Consider the following 18,023-nt stretch of genomic DNA (forward strand, 5'->3'; position numbering starts at 1 on the left):
TCCGAAGAGGCCCATGATCTGTCTGCTCCCAGGGAGGTCGCCCGGGCCACAGAAAGACCCGGGTTCGTTGAATGTTCAACCACGCTAACACCATCAAGCACCGGCCCATTCCCACGTCGGTCGACCCGGCCGGCACGCAGGCCGCTGCGATCGCGCACCACCGCAGCTCCGGCGGATCAGGATGCCGCCCCTGTGAACGTCGAGTAGCTCACCGACGATCCCGGTAGAAGACTGAGGACACGTTGCGACGGCGGAAGGGCACGCCCCATGGGCAGCAGCGACGGCGGGACACCCGGCAACAGCGAGTACGGCAGGAAGCCGTTCAAGCGGTCGAAGAGCCATTTCGCGGACCGGATCACCGCGGACGGCCGGGACGGTTGGCCCGTCGAGGCGAACCGTTACCGGCTGGTGGTCAGCCGTGCCTGTCCATGGGCGAGCCGGGCGCTGATCTCCAGACGTCTGCTCGGCCTGGAGGACGTTCTGTCCTTGGCGGTCACCGACCCGATCCAGGACGACCGGAGCTGGCGGTTCACCCTCGACCCGGACGGCCTCGACCCTGTCCTCGGAATCCGTTTTCTGAGCGAAGCCTATGAGAAGCGGGAGCCCGGCTACTCGGGCGGGGTGAGCGTGCCGGCAGTCGTGGACGTGCCCAGCGGAAAGCTTGCGACCAATGACTACCAGCAGATCACTCTCGATCTCGCGACCGAGTGGACGGCGCTGCACCGGCCGGGCGCACCCGATCTCTACCCGCACGCCCACCGTGATGAGATCGACGAGGTCATGGCCGGCGTCTACGAGGACGTCAACAACGGGGTCTACCGCGCAGGCTTCGCCATCGGCCAGGAGGAGTACCGGGCCGCCTGCGCGGGAGTGTTCCGCCGCCTGGACCAGCTGACGCCCCGGCTGGAGCGTCAACGCTATCTGGTCGGGGACACCATCACGGAGGCGGACATCCGGCTGTTCACCACACTCGTACGCTTCGACGCCGTGTATCACGGCCACTTCAAGTGCAATCTACGGAAACTGTCGGAGATACCGACACTGTGGGCCTACACCCGAGATCTGTTCCAGACACCGGGCTTCGGCGATACCGTCGATTTTGATCACATAAAGCGCCATTACTATCGAGTCCATGCCGGCATCAACCCGAGCGGCATCGTGCCGCTGGGCCCTGATCTGTCCGGATGGCTCATGCCGCATCACAGACAGGAGCTGGGCGGCCGTCCGTTCGGCGACGGAACACCTCCGAAGCCGGTACGCGCCGACGAGGAGGTGCCTCTTCCCGGCAGGCCCTGACCGTACAGGCCAGCTGTTCGCACGCCGCCCGACGGCTCCTCGCTGTTCAGCTCGTGGGCGAGGGCGGTGAGCTGTTCACGGGTCGGGCCGACCGGAATGTCGCTCGCTTCGAGGCGCGCCGCATACGGGAGCACGGGAGGCCGCAGGGAGACGACGATGCTCAGATGTCCGCCTCCGTGAAGCGGTTCAGGCCCAGGGCGGCGAGCAGGCGCAGCTTCTCGTCGTTCTCGGTGCGTGGTGCGGCGGTGAGGACGAGAAGGGTCTGGGACTGGTCCTCGGTGAACAGCGCCTGGCAGTCCAGCTCGATCGGGCCGACTTCGGGATGCAGGAGTGTCTTGTGGTCCTCGAAACGCTGTGCGACCTCGTGCCGATCCCACAGTTCGGCGAACTCCACGCTCGCCCTCTGGAGGGCGCGTACGAGTTCGCCGGCACGCGACGCCGGTCCGCGCAGCCCGTGGGCGGCCCGCAGATTGGCGACCTGGGCACGCCCCTGCCGCTCGTGGTCGGACTCGGGATAGATCGAACGCTCCGCCGGATCGGTGAACCAGCGGTAGATCGCGCTGCGGGCGAATCCCGTGTGCCGGCAGGCGTCCCCGAACAGGGCGATGGCCATCCGGTTCTGGACCAGTGCTTCATTGAGGTCGGTCAGGATCATCGCGGGTGTGTCGTCGAGGCGGTCCAGTACCCGCAGCAGTGCGGGGGCGACATGGGTGTGGGCCGACAGTGTCGTCGGCGCGTTGTGCCCGGCGATCCGGTACAGGTAGGTGCGCTCGTCATCGGTCAGTCGCAGGGCGCGGGCGAGCGAGGCCAGCATCTGATCGCTGGGCTGCGGGCCACGCCGCTGTTCCAGCCGGGTGTAGTAGTCCGTCGACATCACGGCGAGGGAGGCCACCTCCTCGCGCCGCAGGCCCCGGGTCCGCCGGCGCGCGCCCGGGGGCAGGGCGACGTCCTCCGGCTGAAGCGCCTCGCGGCGGCGGCGCAGGAAGTCGGCCAGTGCTACTCGGTCCATGAGGCGATTGTCGTCCGTCCTGCGCGGACGAACCAGGGATCCCCGGTCCCCCGATAAGCGGTCTCTGCACCCGCGACGGCGGGCCGGTGAGGATCGGGGCATGAACATCTCCGGAAACACCGTCTTCATCCCCGGCGCCACCAGCGGCATCGGTCTCGCTCTCGCCCTCGCGCTGAAGGCGAAGGGCAACACCGTCATCGTCGGCGGCCGGCGCACCGAACTGCTGGAACGGATCGCGGCCGAGCACCCCGGCATCGACACCGTGCACATCGACACCGCGGACGCGGCGAGCATCACCGCCGCCGCACGGCAGGTGCTGACCGCTCACCCTGACCTCGACGTCCTGGTGACGATGGCCGGGATCATGCATGCCGAGGACTGGCGCAGGCCCGAAGCGTTCCTCGCCACCGCCGAGTCCACCGTGACGACGAACCTGCTCGGTCCGATCCGGCTCATCGCCGCGTTCGTCGAACACCTCCAGACCCGGCCGGACGCCACGATCATGACCGTCTCCTCGGGCCTGGCATTCGCCCCGCTGATGATCACGCCGACCTACAACGCGACGAAGGCCGCGATCCACATGCTCAGCGAGTCCGTCCGGCTGCAGCTCGCCGACACCTCGGTGAAGGTCGTGGAGCTCGAGCCTCCGGCCGTGCGCACGGCGCTGATGCCCGGCCACGAGGAGAACGCACACGGCATGCCGCTGGACGAATTCGTCGCCGAGGTGATGGACCTGATCGGCTCCCAGCCGGATGCCAGGGAGATCCAGGTCGAGCGTGTGAAGTTCCTGCGCCACGGCGAGGCCCGCGGCGACTACGACCAGGTCGTGGAGGTCCTCAACGCGCGTCATTGAGGTCCACTGCAAGAACGGCTGCGGCTGCACGAAGGCCCTCGGGGCAGGCATGCAGTACGCTCGGCTTTTCTGTATCAATCAATCCAGACAGAAGAGCCCGGAACGCGTCCCGGACGCGGACCGCCACAGGGAGTGACGGTCCGCGAATCACCACACAGCGGCAAACCGGGAACATTCATTTAAATTTTCAACCACATGCCGCATGCCGCAGGAGGTCACGTCGTGCCGGAGCTCGGACTCGCCGACACCCTGGGAGTTCGACCGGCCGGACGTACGGCCCCGGCCCACCGGTGCCGGGCTCGGCTGGACGGACCAAGCGGCTGTCCCGTGCGGGAGGACACATGAGTTGTCCGCGACGTCGACGACGGTGGAATCCAGCACGCCCATGCCGGAGCCGGAACCGCGGCGGTCAGGATTCACTTGCCCCGAAGCGAGTCCGGCCCGTGCACCGGAGGTCCCGGGCCGTCGTGACCGCGCCCGGAAGTCATCCGGCTCGTCCCGTCGTGGCCCTCACACCCTGACCCGCCAGCCACTCCAGCACGTGGCCGGCAACGCCCGACCAGCCGCCGTCGACGGTCAGCGAGTGACCCCGGTCGGGGAACCGCTTCAGTTCGGTCACGGCCGACGAATTGCCGTACAGCTTGTACGAGGCGCGGGTCACGACGTCCGGGACGGTGTGGTCCTGCTGCCCGGAGATCAGCAGCAGCGGCCCCCGAGTGGTGTTCGCGGTGTCCACGGCCGCCGGCGAGTTCTTGCGGAAGTTCGCGAACGCGGCCTCGAAGAGCGGCTGTCCGGGCGAAGGAATCGTGTATTTCGCGAACACCCGGTCGGATTCGGCCTGCGAGATCGCGTTGCCGAAGCCGTAGCGGAACTGCTTCGCGGTGAGGGAGACGGCCTTCTTCTTGTTGCCCGGGTTGCCCAGGACGGGGAATCCCGACCTCAACTGCGCGAAGGGCAGCGGCTTGACGCCCTTCATCTGCGCGGGATCGATGGCGACGCCCGCCCGCCCCAGTCCCATGCCCAGAAGCTTCTGCGTGATCAGACCGCCGAAGGAGTGCCCGATGAGCACGGGATCGTTCGTCAAGGAGCGGACGATCCGAGCGTAGTGCTCGGTGACGTCGTCGATGCCGAATCCCGCGACCGCCTCAGGACGTCGGCGTGCCTCCTCGACCGTGGACGCCTCACCCGGCCAGCCGGGGGCGCTCGCGTCGAAACCGCGGGAGGCGAACAGGTCCACCCACGGCTGCCACGAGGAGGAGTGCAGCCAAAGACCATGGATGAAGACGACGGGGACGCTGTCGGTGGGCATGATTCTCCTTCGGTATTCGAGCTCCGCAGGGTCGCGGCGCCCGGTGATGGGGTGAAGCCAGGCGGACAGTCATGGCCGCCGGATCTCTCTGACGATTGAGCCGCTCCCCCGGAACTCGGCGCGCAGTGATCGATCCGAATCGGGACGGCCGAGGCAAAAGAGAAAGACCGTTCTATACTTTTGGCATGTCGAAGCCAACCGATGCGAGCGCGCCGATCCGTCGTTCCGAGGCGCGTGAACGGCTTCTGGGCACCGCGAGCCGGCTCTTCTACAGCGAAGGCATCCGCGGGGTCGGAGTGGACCGTGTCATGGCGGAGGCCGAGGTGGCACGGGCCACCTTCTACCGGCACTTCGACGGCAAGGACGACCTGGTGCGCGCGTACCTCCAGGCGGCCGACCTCCAGATCCGGGAGCAGGTCGGCGCGGCCGAGAAGGCGATCTCCGCGCCCGCCGACTTCCTCATGGCGATCGCGCACGGCATCGGCGACGAGGTGTGCGGCACGGGATTCCGCGGGTGTCCGTTCATCAACGCCGCCGCCGAGTACCCGGACCCCGAAAGCGTGGTCCACCAGGCGGTACTGGGTCACCGGCGCTGGTTCCGTGAAGTGCTGCGCGAGGCCTTCCAGCGACTCGGAGCGGCCGGCCCCGAGCAGTCCGCCGACTCGATGGTGGCGCTGCGCGACGGCGCGATGGTGGCCGGTTACCTGGGCGATCCCCGAGCGGCCGGTGCCGTCCTGGCCCATGGAACGTCTGTGCTCCTCGCGGCGCGCTGAGCGGCCGGCGGTCCCGCTTCTCGCCGGGACCGCCTGCCCCGTGGGGCCTGTCACCGCGCGGTGGCGGCCTGCTCGACGAGGCGGGTCACGGCGTGCGGGTCCGTCACGGCCACGGCGTGAGGACCGTCGACCTCGACGGTGTGCGCGTGGGCCCGGGCGGCCATGGCCCGCTCGGCGGCCGCGGGGATGGTGTGGTCGTCATCGGCGACCAGGTACCACGAGGGGATGGTCTTCCATGCCGGGGTGCCGGAAGGCTCGCCCACGGCCTGGGCCGATAGGGGCCGCTGCGTGGCGGCGAGTTCGGCGGCCTTGGCCGTGTTGACCCGGTTGCTGAGGAAGACGTCGCGGAATTTGTCGGCCTTGATGTACAGGTCGGTGCCGGTGCTGCCGTCGGCCTGGGTGAACGGAACCGGGTCCAGGGCCCTGGGGAGCGGGGCGCCCGGGTCGGCGCCGAGGTGGGTACCGGGGTATTCGGCGAGCAGGTCCGCGGTGCTCTCGCCCTTCTCGGGAGCGAAGGCCGCCACGTAGACGAGAGCCTTCACACGGGGGTTCCCGGTCGCGGCGTTGGTGATGACGGCGCCGCCGTAGGAGTGGCCCACCAGGACGATCGGGCCCTTGACGGTCTTGAGGTAGTCGGCCAGGTAGGAGGCGTCGCCGGCGAGGCCGCGCAGAGGGGTGGCGGGAGCCGTCACCGGATAGCCGTCGGCCTGCAGGCGCTTGACGACCCCGCTCCAGCTCGACGAGTCCGCCCATGCGCCGTGCACGAGGACCACGGTCGGCTTCGCTTCGGGCTCGGCGTGATGGTTCGACGTGGCGAAAGCGGTGGTGCTCACGCCGGCTGCCAGTGCGAGCGTCGTGGTGGCAAGGGCCGCGAGACGGCCGGGGCGATGCTGGAACACCTGTCTTCTCCTTCGGTGATACACGGACTCGGCGATGTAGACAGAACGTTCTATCTCTTTTGAATCTAGCGCCGGGCCCCTGCTCCGGCAACGGAAGGAGCGGGAAGATAGATCACACCCGGCACCGGGAATGAACGCCGGCAACCTCATGGGCCGGGAAGGGCGCTACAGGATGTCCGGGTTCGCCCACCGGGGCGGGTCACGTGCCGCGCCCCCACTCCCCCAGCGCGGCAAGGACCGGAGACCTTCTTGTCAGCGGCCCAGCCGCCGTTGCGCCAGACGAGGTCGGGGCCGAGGATGACGCCGTTCCAGTCGTACTCGAAGCCCTGGGCGGTGTAGATGCATCCCACCTGCGAGAATCCGGCAGGGTCGGTGGCCCAGAGGTTCTTGGAGGGGAAGCCGCCCACCGAGCGGTCTCCCTGCACGTTCCAGGGGCGGCGCCAGTCCCGGTCCGGGAGGCTGACGTCGTCGACGAGCCCGACGAAGTTCTTCTTCTCGTCCAGGACGGGCTCGCTCCAGCGCCAGCAGAAGCCGGCCGTTATGCGGGCCTGGTAGCCGTCGTCCTGCTGTCCGCGCAGAATCGCTTCGAGTTCCTGGGGGGGGTGTCGGCCACCATCACCTTGAAGTGGTCATCTCCCGTCCGGGGGATGGGGCCGCCGGGGACCAGGCCCAGCAGGCGCAGCACCCATTCCTCGTGGGCGCGGCTGCCGCCGCAGCGGAACTGGCCGTCGAGGTCGACGTGGCGGACGGTGAGTCCTTTCGCCTTGGCCGCGTCGTCGATGGCCTTGACCGAACCCATCTCTCCGGGCCGGACCACCTGGTGCTCGTCGAGGAGGAAGACCGGTACCCGTGCGGCGTCGAGGAGTTCTTCGATCTGGCGGCGTTCGCTGCGCTTGTTCTCGGGGGTGAAGCGGTGGTTGGAGGACTCGCGGATGCGATGCGCCTCGTCGCACAGGAGCACCTCGAGGCCGTTCTTGCCGGTGTGGGTGAAGTTGTTGAAGTAGCGGAACAGCTTCTGCACCCGGGTGGTGCCGCGGTCGGCGACCTTCTGCAGGGTGGTGGTGAAGGACTTCGATCCGGTGGCGTGCAGGGCACTGAAGCCGCCCCGGTACAGATCGCCCAGGAGTTCGAGGGCGATGACGCTCTTGCCCGAGCCTGGCCCGCCGGTGACGACGATGACTTCCTTGAAGTCGGACTGGCGGCCCTTCTTCACCGCCCGCATCACCAGCGAGTAGGCGACCTGCTGCTCGTTGAGCAGATCGGCCGGATCGCCGTGCTGTGCGGAGGTCTCGCAGCGCGACGGGCAGGCCGGCCCTCATGCCCGGGCGGACACCTCCAGCTGGGCGGTCATGAGGCGGACGATCTCCTTCTGGTGCTGGGCCAGGAAGAAGTGGCCGCCGGGGAAGACCTTCAGCGTGAAGGGGCCGTCGGTGTGCCCGGACCAGGCGGCGGCCTCCTCCACGGTGACCTTCGGGTCGTCGTCGCCGACGAGGCAGGTCACGGGGCAGCGCAGGGGCGGCCCGGGTTCCCAGACGTAGGTTTCGGCCGCGCGGTAGTCCGCCCGGATGGCCGGGAGGATCATGCGCAGGACTTCCTCGTCGCCCAGCAGTTGGGGGTTGGTGCCGCTGAGGCCGCGCATCTCGGCGACGAGACCGTCGTCGTCACGCAGGTGGACGGTCTCGTCGCGGTGCGTGGACGGGGCACGGCGGCCGGAGGTGACGAGGGCGGCGGGCACGACGCCCCGCTCCTGTTCCAGCCGTCGGGTGATCTCGTAGGCGAGGGAGGCGCCCATGCTGTGGCCGAACAGGGCGACGGGCCGGTCGGTCCAGGGCCGGAGGGCCTCGTAGATCTTGTCGGCGAGCGCCGGTACGGAGTCCAGGAGCGGTTCGCTGCGGCGGTCCTGGCGTCCGGGGTACTGCACGCACAGCACGTCGACGCTGTCGGGCATGGACCGGGACATGGGGAAGTAGAAGCTGGCGGAGCCGCCCGCGTGGGGCAGGCAGACCAGCCGGACGCGGCTGTCGGGGCGCGGGTGGAACCTGCGGATCCAGAGGTGGTTGTCCTCGGTGAGCGGGGAGTTCACAAAATCGTTCCTTTTCGGTTCGGGTTCGGCCGCCCATCGTGGCGGGGCGTTCACCGGAAGGAGCGGGGCGGGGTCGGGCCCCGCCCGCCTCTGGTCAGGACTCCGCGACGTCCTCCTTGATGATGCGCTCGACGTTCCGCTCCGCCAGCGCCGTGATGGTCACGAACGGGTTGACGCCGATGCTGCCGGGGATGAGCGAGCCGTCGGTCACGTAGAGGTTCTTGTATCCGGCGACGCGGCCGTAGTTGTCGGTGGCCTTGCCGAGGACGCAGCCGCCGAGCGGGTGGTAGCAGAAGTCGTCGGCGAAGGCCTTGATCTGCTTGCCGAAGAGGTCGTACCGGTAGATGGTGGCGTTGGCCTTGTTGATGCGGTCGAAGAGCGACTTCGCGGCTGCGACCGCGGGCGCGTTCTGGTCCCGGGTCCAGCGCAGGTCCGCCCGGTCCTTGGCGGCGTCGTAGACGAAGGTGCCGCGCTCCGGGTTCTTGGTGATGGCCAGGTAGAGGCTGGCCCAGGTCTCGACACCCGCCGGCAGGGGGGCGATCTCGGCGAAGACGGGGGTGTTCGGGTTGTCCCAGTCGTCGATGCCGAGGGCGGGGATCGACGACTGCCGGGTGCCCGTGGGGTTCCACATGTGGTTGGCGCGGGCGGTCATGATGTTGCCGTTGGGGCCCCAGGCCGCGCCGACCTCGGGGCTGAGGTCGGGGAGGGTGCCGGTGTCCCGGGCGCGCAGCAGCAGTTCGGTCGAGCCGAGGCTTCCGGCACCGAGGAAGAGGTGGCGGCAGGCGACCTCCTTGGTCGCGAGCAGCTTGCCGTCGGTGTCCCTCTGTTCGACGGTCAGCAGGTACGTGCCGTCGTTCTGCTGACGGATCGTCCTGACCTGGTGCAAGGTCTCGATGGTGACGTTGCCGGTGCCCAGGGCGGCCGCCAGGTAGCTCTTGTCGAGTGAGACCTTGCCGTGGTTGTTGCCGTAGATGACCTCGGCGGCCAGCGCGGACCTGGGCACCGCACCGTCCGCCTCACGGCGCATGTAGTCCCAGTCGTAGACGTTGGGCACGAAGGTGGTGCTCAGGCCCGCGTTCGAGGCCTGCCCGCGCGAGACACGCGCGAACGCGTACCAGTCGGTCTGCTCGAACCAGCTCTTGTCGATGTTGTTGACCCGGAGGGTGGAGTTCGCTCGGGGAAAGTACTTGGTGTACATCTCGTCGGCGTCGACCTGCGGCAGCACCTCCTCGAAGTACGAGCGCCGGGGTGTCACCGCCATGCCGCCGTTGACGAGCGAGCCGCCGCCCACACCGCGTCCCACGTACACGGACATCTGGTCGAAGTCGACCCGGTCCAGCACGCCTGCGTAGGGCTCGATGTCCCGGTTGGCGAGGTCGAGCCACAGGAAGGAGCCGAGCGGGGCCTCGGTGCGGGTCTTGAACCAGCTGGAGCGCTTGTCGGGCTTGAGCATTCCGGAGAACACGTCGCCGTCCGGACCGGGCCGGTTCCACAACTGACCCATTTCCAGCATCAGGGTGGGGACCCCCGCCTCGCCGAGACGCAGGGCGGAGACGGCCGCACCGTAACCGGTGCCGACCACGACGGCGGGGACGAACGTGCCGCCGGAGCCGCCGGCTGCGGTGGCAGCGGCCGCCCGGGGGGCGGCGGTGATGGTGGTCTGCCCCGCGAGTGCGGCGGCGCCCAAGGCCGCCAGGCCGAGCATGCGGCGTCGCGACAGAGGCTGGTGTGCAATCACGCTGTGTCTCCTGAGCTTCGGAACTGAGGAAAGAGGGATCGGAAGGCCGGTCGGGGCGGCCTGGTGTGCGACGAACCGTGTGGAGACCGCGCAACGGACACGAGATCCGGATCGGGTGGGCTGATCCTGCGAAGGCCGGGCCCGGAGGTTCGGTCGCCCGTGCCCGGGAGGGGGCGGTACGGTGCGGCCCTCTCCCGGGCGCGGACCGCACTCGCGCATGCCTTCAGGCGTCCGCCGGACCGGGCGGCAGAGAGCAGAACGCGGCCGGTTCGGGTCGTCCGGCGAGCCGTAACCTGTGGTAAGTGCCGGTGAGGTGCTCGTCCACTGCGCGTGCACGCACGCGCAGTGGCTCCGCCAGGTGCTTGCCGGATGCCGGGTGAGCGGCGGGCGCGGCGGCCCTGTGTCCGGCCCGGGTGAAGGCTGCCACGGCCGCCCGCACGAGCGGGCACCCGGCGCGGGCACCGTGCCCGCTCACTTCACGAAGTCGTCCACGACCTGGGGCGGCCAGGTGCCGACCTTGAGCACGCCCAGTGAGTAGGCACGGGAGACCAGCGCGGCACGGTTGGGCACCTTCAACTTCCGGAACAGGCAGGTCACGTGGTACTCGACGCCCTGCCGGCTGAGGTAGAGCCTTGCCGCCAGGGGGACGGTGGAGACGCCGGCGGCGATCCCTTCGAGGATCCGCGCGTCCATCGCGGAGAGGATCTTCTTGTGTCTGGTCACCACAGGTGTCTGCTCGGCGTCCCCGGCCGTCGGCATCATGACCAGGATCGCGGTCGTGTCCGGCAGGACGCCGCGCACCGCGACCGCGGTGAGGGGCACGGTGAAGGCGGACTGCGCGCCGGGCCCCACGGCGATGACGGGCGTGACGAATCTCTGGTGTTTCCCTTCCAGCAATTTCAATAATTGACGCATCAACGGCTTCTGCACGCTCGGGTGCACGACGTCACGGAAATTGCGACCGCAGATGTCCTCGGACGACCCGTTGAACTGTCTGAAGAACTCCTGGTTCGCCTGCTGGATGGTCAAGGTTTTGTCGAGGCTCGCCATGCACAGGCCCGGAGTTGCAGGTGCTGGACTCAGCAAGAGAGGCCCCCCGTCAGGAAACTTGGGCGAAATAAACCCGGACGCTGGCGAACGGCCGTGACGGCTGTCAGCAGGGGCGTCATCGGCCCTGGGACCAGCGGTGACTCCAGATGCCGAACATCGTGCGTCAGGACCCTTGCGGAGTTCTGGTCGAGCCGCTGGCGGCACCTTGCCGCCACCCGCCGTCGTTTTCCGGCCCCTTGTCGAAATCCTTGCCGGACACCTGGCGCTTTCTTGCCAGTCGATGCTTCTCCGGCTTGGAGGGCGTCGTTCGCCATGTCAGGATCCACAGAAGACGGTGCAGGACCAGCCAGCTCGAACTGTGCGTCAGTCATATCCGCAAGCGCGATGGGGATCGTTCATGTCTTTACCTCCGCCCGCAGCCGTGTCACCCCGGACGACCGGCCAGGCCGAGCTCCTCCTGAGCGTTCTGGGGCCCATGTCGGCGCGACACGACGGGCATGACCTGCCGCTCGGCCCGCCACGCCGGCGCACCCTGCTCGCCCTGCTGCTCATCCGCCTCGGCCGCGTGGTGCCCACCGAACTGCTCATCGAGGAACTGTGGGGCGACCAAGCGCCCCGGCATGCCGTCGCCGCACTCCAGAGCCACGTCTCCCATCTGCGGCGGTCCCTGCGCGCAAAGACGGGAACAGGCCAAATTTCGGTGCTGCGTCATCGGACACCGGGCTACGTCCTCGATCTCGATCCCGAACAGGTCGACGCCTGCCGCTTCGAACGGCTGGTCACCGACGGACGGCGGTTGCTGGAGCAGCGCGATCCGCGCGCCGCGCAGGCACGGCTCACCGAGGCCCTGGGACTGTGGCGCGGCTCGCCGTACGCGGAGTTCGACGGCCATCCGCCGCTCAGCGACGAGTGCGCCCGACTCGAACAGATCCGGCTCACCGCCGTCGAGTCCCGCGCCGAGGCACGCCTGGTTCTCGGCGCGGCCGAGGAGGTGGCCGCCGATCTGGACGGGGAGGCGCGCCGTCATCCCACACGGGAGCGGCTGGTCGGCCACCTCATGACGGCACTGTCCCGGCTCGGGCGGCAGGCCGAGGCGCTCGAGGTGTACGAGCGGACGCGCAGTCATCTGGTCGAGGAGTTCGGCGTGGACACCGCGGCCGAACTGCGCCGGGTCAGAGGCGCGATCCTGCGCCAGGAACCGGGAGCGAGCGCCCCCTCGAAGCAGCTGTCTGCCCCACCGCCCGAGTCCACCGGAGCCTCGTACGTCCCGCCGGTGATGGACGAGACCAGCGACGTCGGAGTAAGGAACTCCGAGGGTCCGCAGGAATTCGGGGGCTCCTGGACCGGCGGAACGGCCCTCACGGTGCGGGGACACGGCCCGACGGTGGCATCCGGCGGCGCGGGCGGGCCGGACGAGCCCGGCACGGCCGTCGAACGCGAGGGGATCGCGGGGACCGCCGCGCAACCGAGCGAGCGAACCGATGGGCCACCGGGCTCGCGGGCGGATGCCGCAGGCACGCAGACCGGGTCGTCCCGGTTGCGGCCCGTACCCCGCCCGGAACACGAGCCGGCTGCCGCCCGGGAAACCGGGGAGTCCCCGGAGTTCGAGTCGGGGTGGGCTCCTGCCCCCTCGCCGTTCACCGGCCGTGGCCAGGAGCTCGACCGACTGACGACAGCCGCCGCGAGCGCCGTCGTGGGCCACGGCCATGTGGCCGGTGTCCTCGGCCCCCCAGGAGTCGGAAAGACCCGCCTGCTGCTCGAACTCGCGGCGCGTCTGGAGAGCATGGACGCGCACGAGAAGGGCTCCAGGCTGGAGGTGCTCTGGAGCCACTGCTTCCCCAGCGAGGGCGTGCCCGCCTACTGGCTGTGGACGCAGATCCTGCGGCGGCTGTCCGCGACGCGGCCGGATGCCTTCCGCGAGGCGACCGAACCGTTCGGCGCCCTGCTCACCCCACTGATGCCCGAGCGGTCGCCGGCCCGGACCGGGGGCCCGGGATGGGCCTCCGACTGGTCCCAGGCCCGCTTCCTCGCCCACGACGCGGTCTGCGAGGTACTGCTCACCCTCGCCGGGCAGCACCCGCTCGTACTGCTCCTCGAAGACCTGCAATGGGCGGACACCGCCTCCCTCGACCTGCTCAGGCTGCTGAGCACCCGCTGCCAGGGCCATCCGATCAGCATCGTGCTCACGGCGCGGGCGTTCGAGGCCGAGTCGGACGCGACGCTGCGCCGGATGATCTCCGAAGCGCTGCGCGGCCCCAGGACCGAGACACTGCGGCTCGGCGGGCTTTCCCTGCAGGCCGTCGGAGCCCTCGTCGAGGCACACACGGGCCCTGGTGTGGACCCGAAGGTCGTCGAGGTGCTGCACCGGCGCAGCGAAGGCAACCCGTACTCGGTGATCCAGCTCCTCTCTCTCGTGGACGATGCGCGAGGGCTCCGTCGCCCGGACGCGGTCGACACGCTCCTGGCCCACATTCCCACCGGGGTGCGCGAGGCGCTGCACCAGCGGTTCGCCGCACTGCCCGAGCCGGTCCTGCGGGTGCTGCACCTGTGCGCCGTCATCGGCGCCGAGGTGGACACCGACCTGCTGCACCGGACCGCCACCGAGGACGAACCGGTCGCCGCGGGCCTCGAGTCGGCCATCCGTGCCGGCCTGCTCGGGGAGGACCCGCACCATCCGGGACGGCTCCACTTCGCCCATGCCCTGGTCCAGGAGACGCTCGTCGACGAGCTCCCCCGCAAGGACCGCCACCGTCTGCACGCCAGGGTCGCCGACGCGCTGTGTGTCCGCAGACGCGGACAGGTGGGCGACGAGGAGATCGAGCGCGTGGCGCATCACAGCTGGCACGCCAAGAGTGCGCTGCCCGCCGCCCAGGTGCTGCCTCGGCTGCTGCTCGCCGCCGAACACGCCGAGCAGTCCATGGCGTACGAGCAGTTGGAGATCTGGCTGCGCCGCGCCGTGCAGCTGGTCGGCTTCCTGCCGCCGGACGATCCCACCACCAGGAGGCTGGAACAGGACCTGCACATCCAGCTCGGCCAAGTACTCGCCACCACTCGCGGCTACGGCCACCCCGAGGCCGAGACGGCGCTGACGCGCGGCCGCGCCCTCAGCACGGCCGCTCATGCCCCCGAGGACCCGGCGGTGCTCTGGGCCCTGTGCACGGCACACCTGGTCACCGGCCGCTATGACGCCTCGCGGCAGTTCTCCGGCCTGCTGCGGGACATCTCGCGGCAGACCTGGGAGCCCGTGGCGGCGCTCGGTGCGGCGTACGGCGAAGGCATCGTGCTGCATGTGCGCGGAAGGCTGCCGCGGGCCCTCGCCGAACTGGAGCGCGGCGTCGAGATAGCGGATCGTTTCGCCAAGGACGATCCCACGCTGGCGCGAACCTTCCAGCACGACCCCCGCGTCTCCTGCCGCTCCTACGACACCTTCACCCATTGGCTCCTTGGACACCGGCAGACCGCCGGCACGCGCAGACGTGAGCTGTTGGGTCTCACCCGGTACGAAAGCAGGCCGTCCGACCGCTCCTTCGCCCTGTACGTGGACGGGGTCGTGGCGGCCTGGGAGGGTGACACCCGCACCGCACTCGCCTCGAGCGACGAGGGCATCCGCGTCGCGGGCGAACACGGACTGCTCTACTGGAAGGCGATGCTGGGCGTCGTCCAAGGGTGGGGCCTGGCGCACACCGGACATCACGACGACGGCCTCGCCCTCATGCACACCTCACTGGCTGAACTGGGCCAGTCCAGGACGTACTTGCGCCACCCGCTCCACCTGGGTCTGCTGGGCCAGGCGCAACATCACGGCGGGCGGACCGAGGATGCGAGGACCACCTTCCGGAAGCTGCTGGCCGCCGTCGAACAACGCCGCGAGCGCGTGTACCTCCACCCGGCACTGCCCGCGACCCCGCTGCTCCACGAACTGCTGAGCCACGGCGTCGACGACGTGCACCCGGGACGGGGCCCAGGACGGCAGGGGCCCGCCTCCGGCCGACGGCCGTGACGGATCCACGCTCTGCCTCGTCGGGCGGCTCGCCAGGTCCCTGTCCCCGTGATGCGATGCCGCTCAGTCCTCGTGGATCGCGACCGCCTGTACCGGACAGGCCAGGGGGACGTCGTGCACACGGGGGTCCCCCGCCCCGTCCTCGTGTCCCGGGACCAGGGCGACCAGCGCGTCGTCGTCCTGGGTGAAGACGCCGGGTGCGGTCATGGCGCACTGGCCGGAGCCGATGCACCGGTCGCGGTCGATGGTGATGCGCATGGCGTGGCTGCCTCTCGTTCATCGGTGCGTGATGGGCTGTGGGACACGGGTTCCGGTCCGTAGGCGAGGCCGCCGTCACCGCGTTCGGTGACGGCGGCCTCGGTGAACGGGACTGCGTGCCGGCCGCCCGGGGCCACGGCCGCCGCTTCGTCGGGCCGTGCCCCGCGGCAGGCGGCTTCAGGTCACCAGGTGACGGGCAGCTCGTGCACGCCGTAGAAGACCATGTCGCTGCGGAAGCGGAGCTCCTCGACCGGCTTGGCCAGGCGCAGGGTCGGGAAACGGCGGAACAGGGTCTCGAAGACGATCTGCAGCTCGATCCGGGCGAGTTGCTGTCCAATGCACTGGTGCGCGCCGAAGCCGAAGGCCAGATGCGGGGCGGGGCGGCGGGTGATGTCGAACCGCTCCGGCTCCGCCACGAAGGCGGGGTCGAAGTCCGCGGCGAGGACGTGCGCGACGACCTGCTCGCCCTCGGCGATGCGCACACCACCGAGCTCCACGTCCCGGGTGGCGACGCGCTCGCCGCCGAACTGGCCGATGGTGAGGTAGCGCAGCAGTTCCTCGACCGCGTTGCCGATCAGTGACGGGTCCTCGCGAAGCAGGGCCAGCTGGTCGGGACGGTCCAGGAGCAGTGCCGCACCGAGGCCGATCATGCAGGCGGTGGTGTCGTGGGCCGCTATCAGCAGGGTGCCGGCCGCGTTCATGAGGAACATGTCGTCGACGACGCCGTCGGGGTCCTCGGTGGTGATCAGTGCCGAGATCAGGTCGTCCCCGGGGTCGGCCCGGCGCTCCTGGACGAGCTGGTAGAGCAGCCCGCCCAGGCGCATGCCGGCGGCCTCGGTGGCGGCGGCGTCCTGGTCGACCCGCATCATCGCCTCGGCGATGTCCTGGAACTCCGCCCGGCGCTCGGCCGGGACACCGAACAGGTCGGAGATCACCATGGACGGCACCGGGTTGGCGAAGGTCTTCACCAGGTCGACCGGGCCGCCCTGCGCCTCGATGGCGTCGAGGTGCTCGTCGACGATGCGCTGGATGTTCGGCCGGAGCGCCTGCATGCGCCGGACGGTGAACTCCTTGACGAGCAGCTTCCGGTCCGACGTGTGCTCCGGCTCGTCCTGCCACAGCAGGCTGCCGCGGCCGGGCTTCTGGGTGACGACGCCGTCCTGGGTGTGCAGTGCGTGGGGCACCTGGACGCTGAACGAGGGGTCGCGCAGCAGGGCACGCACCTCCTCGTAACCGGTCACCAGCCATGCCTCGTGGCCGCTGGTGAAGGTGGCCCGGGTCACCGGGGCGGCCGTCCGGATGCCGTCGATGCCGTCCGGCGGCAGGAACGGGCAGCTGCGGGTTTTGGGTACGGCGGGCGCGTCGGCGGTGGACTCGGGCATGACTCTCCTTGCGCTTGTGGAAGGGGGGCGTAGGACGGGACGGTCAGGCGGCGGCGAGTTCGAGCGTGGTACCGCCGCGCCGGGGCGCGTTCACGAGGACGGCCATGTTCCCGGAGGGGTGCACGTTGTCGTGCATCATCTGGTGCATGCGCCCGATGTCCTGGAAGCCGTCGCAGACGGACAGACAGGGGTCGAGCATGCCGGCGCCGACGAGGTTGATGACCTCTCGGCACTGGCGGGTGTCGGCGTAGTGCGAGCCCTGGAGGCGCTTGGAGCGCATCCACAGGTGGCGCAGGTCGACGTCTCCGTTGTAGCCGGAGGTGCCGCCGCAGATCACCACCATGCCGGCGTTGTCGCACAGGTACATCGAGGTCGGCAGGGTGTCCTGGCCGCTGTGCTCCAGCACGATCCGCGGGGACCTGCGCTCACCGAGGATCTCCCAGACCTTCTTGCCGACCCCTCGGGCGCCGCGCAGGAACCGCGCCGACGCCTCCGCGTCCCCGACGTCGGGCAGCCGGCCCCAGTGGTCGAAGTCGCGGCGGTTGATGGTGCCCGCCGCCCCGAGGCGGCGGCAGTACGCGGAGCGGTCCTCGCTGGAGACCACGGCGATCGGGATGCCGCCGGCCAGCCTGACGAGCTGGATGGCCATCGAGCCCAGACCGCCCGCACCGCCCCAGATCAGCACGGGGTCGCCCGGGCGGACCGTGTTGCCCTGCCAGCCGAACAACTGCCGGTAGGCGGTGGGCCCGGTGAGCAGAAAGGCCGCCGACTCCTCCCACGACAGATGGGCGGGCTTGGGGTGGCACTGGTACTCGTCGACGCGGCAGAACTGCGCGAAGGAGCCGTAGTTGGTCTCGTACCCCCAGGCCTTGATGCTCTCCGAGACCAGCGGGTTTGTGCCCAGCCGGATGTCCGCGGCGGCCTCGTCCCACTGGCCGCTGGTGAGCAGCACATGGTCGCCCACCTCGACACTGCGGACGCCTTCACCGACCGCCCACACCACGCCGGAGGCCTCGGAGCCTCCGATGTGGAAGTCCTCGGGCTGGCCCTGGCGCTGCCGCATCCCGATGACATCGACCGGCGCGCCCAGCGAGGACCACACATTGTTGTAGTTGATGCCGGCGGCCATCACATAGACCAGCACCTGGCCCCGGCCCACGGCCGGGGTGTCGACGACCTCGGTGCGGAACGCCTGCTTCGGCTCTCCGAAGCGGTTCTGGCGGATCACCGAGGCGTACATCTGCCGCGGGACCTCGCCGAGGGGCGGGGTCTCGCCTATCTCGTAGAGAGCCTTCGTCATGGTTTCTCCCCCACATCTGCTCTGTCCGGGTCGGAGGTGCCCGCGGTGGTCGCGGGCCGGTCATGCGGTCGTC

15 protein-coding genes are annotated in these 18,023 nt (G+C 69.7%); 4 read left to right on the top strand and 11 right to left on the bottom strand.

Annotated features, from left to right (window positions below):
* Positions 1 to 267: 267 nt before the first annotated feature.
* Positions 268 to 1,296 (top strand): glutathione S-transferase family protein, encoded by a 1,029-nt coding sequence (locus ACZ60B_RS38995; RefSeq protein ID WP_469395852.1) that lies wholly within the window; start codon positions 268 to 270, stop codon positions 1,294 to 1,296.
* Positions 1,297 to 1,456: 160 nt separating this feature from the next.
* On the opposite strand, the gene ACZ60B_RS39000 is transcribed toward ACZ60B_RS38995, so the two are convergent.
* A complete protein-coding gene (locus tag ACZ60B_RS39000; RefSeq protein ID WP_469395854.1) occupies positions 1,457 to 2,305 on the bottom strand; it encodes a helix-turn-helix transcriptional regulator in 849 nt (282 codons plus the stop codon).
* 100 nt (positions 2,306 to 2,405) lie between these two features.
* Between ACZ60B_RS39000 and ACZ60B_RS39005 the strand changes: the two genes are divergently transcribed.
* The gene (locus ACZ60B_RS39005; protein ID WP_469395856.1) at positions 2,406 to 3,158 is read left to right on the top strand and encodes an SDR family oxidoreductase; all 753 of its coding nucleotides are present in this window, start codon (positions 2,406 to 2,408) and stop codon (positions 3,156 to 3,158) included.
* Positions 3,159 to 3,642: 484 nt separating this feature from the next.
* Here ACZ60B_RS39005 and ACZ60B_RS39010 read toward each other — a convergent pair whose 3' ends face one another.
* Positions 3,643 to 4,467, bottom strand: coding sequence for an alpha/beta hydrolase (locus ACZ60B_RS39010; protein ID WP_469395858.1), 825 nt, complete (start codon positions 4,465 to 4,467; stop codon positions 3,643 to 3,645).
* Between the two features lie 185 nt (positions 4,468 to 4,652).
* Between ACZ60B_RS39010 and ACZ60B_RS39015 the strand changes: the two genes are divergently transcribed.
* Positions 4,653 to 5,240: a TetR/AcrR family transcriptional regulator gene (locus ACZ60B_RS39015; protein ID WP_469395861.1), complete on the top strand. Its 588-nt coding sequence runs from the start codon at positions 4,653 to 4,655 to the stop codon at positions 5,238 to 5,240.
* Positions 5,241 to 5,290: 50 nt separating this feature from the next.
* Here the strand turns inward: ACZ60B_RS39015 and ACZ60B_RS39020 are convergent, their stop codons facing one another.
* From ACZ60B_RS39020 to ACZ60B_RS39045, 6 genes are all read right to left on the bottom strand, one after another.
* A complete protein-coding gene (locus tag ACZ60B_RS39020) occupies positions 5,291 to 6,139 on the bottom strand; it encodes an alpha/beta hydrolase (protein WP_469395863.1) in 849 nt (282 codons plus the stop codon).
* Between the two features lie 146 nt (positions 6,140 to 6,285).
* Positions 6,286 to 6,720 carry a DNA/RNA helicase domain-containing protein gene (locus ACZ60B_RS39025; RefSeq protein ID WP_469395887.1) on the bottom strand — a complete coding sequence of 145 codons (435 nt, stop codon included), beginning with the start codon at positions 6,718 to 6,720 and terminating at the stop codon, positions 6,286 to 6,288.
* A complete protein-coding gene (locus tag ACZ60B_RS39030; protein WP_469395867.1) occupies positions 6,678 to 7,361 on the bottom strand; it encodes a DNA/RNA helicase domain-containing protein in 684 nt (227 codons plus the stop codon). The genes ACZ60B_RS39025 and ACZ60B_RS39030 overlap by 43 nt, the downstream gene beginning before the upstream one ends.
* A 93-nt stretch (positions 7,362 to 7,454) precedes the next feature.
* Entirely contained in the window at positions 7,455 to 8,222 is a 768-nt protein-coding gene (locus tag ACZ60B_RS39035; protein WP_469395870.1) for a thioesterase II family protein, read from the bottom strand.
* A 94-nt stretch (positions 8,223 to 8,316) separates the two neighbouring features.
* Positions 8,317 to 9,927 (bottom strand): GMC oxidoreductase, encoded by a 1,611-nt coding sequence (locus tag ACZ60B_RS39040; protein WP_469395889.1) that lies wholly within the window; start codon positions 9,925 to 9,927, stop codon positions 8,317 to 8,319.
* A gap of 504 nt (positions 9,928 to 10,431) precedes the next feature.
* Positions 10,432 to 10,989, bottom strand: a complete 558-nt coding sequence (locus ACZ60B_RS39045) for a LuxR C-terminal-related transcriptional regulator (protein WP_469395873.1) — start codon at positions 10,987 to 10,989, stop codon at positions 10,432 to 10,434.
* Positions 10,990 to 11,485: 496 nt separating this feature from the next.
* Between ACZ60B_RS39045 and ACZ60B_RS39050 the strand changes: the two genes are divergently transcribed.
* On the top strand, positions 11,486 to 15,010 hold the full coding sequence (locus tag ACZ60B_RS39050) for a BTAD domain-containing putative transcriptional regulator (RefSeq protein ID WP_469395875.1): 3,525 nt from the start codon (positions 11,486 to 11,488) through the stop codon (positions 15,008 to 15,010).
* A 63-nt stretch (positions 15,011 to 15,073) separates the two neighbouring features.
* Here ACZ60B_RS39050 and ACZ60B_RS39055 read toward each other — a convergent pair whose 3' ends face one another.
* The 3 genes from ACZ60B_RS39055 to ccrA all read right to left on the bottom strand — a co-directional run bounded on the left by ACZ60B_RS39055 (position 15,074) and on the right by ccrA (position 17,950).
* Positions 15,074 to 15,268 carry a ferredoxin gene (locus tag ACZ60B_RS39055; protein WP_469395877.1) on the bottom strand — a complete coding sequence of 65 codons (195 nt, stop codon included), beginning with the start codon at positions 15,266 to 15,268 and terminating at the stop codon, positions 15,074 to 15,076.
* Between the two features lie 182 nt (positions 15,269 to 15,450).
* Positions 15,451 to 16,650, bottom strand: coding sequence for a cytochrome P450 (locus ACZ60B_RS39060; RefSeq protein WP_469395880.1), 1,200 nt, complete (start codon positions 16,648 to 16,650; stop codon positions 15,451 to 15,453).
* 43 nt (positions 16,651 to 16,693) lie between these two features.
* Positions 16,694 to 17,950: a crotonyl-CoA carboxylase/reductase gene (ccrA, locus tag ACZ60B_RS39065; RefSeq protein ID WP_469395882.1), complete on the bottom strand. Its 1,257-nt coding sequence runs from the start codon at positions 17,948 to 17,950 to the stop codon at positions 16,694 to 16,696.
* Positions 17,951 to 18,023 lie beyond the last annotated feature (73 nt).

Source organism: Streptomyces sp. NPDC104096 (assembly GCF_055584385.1).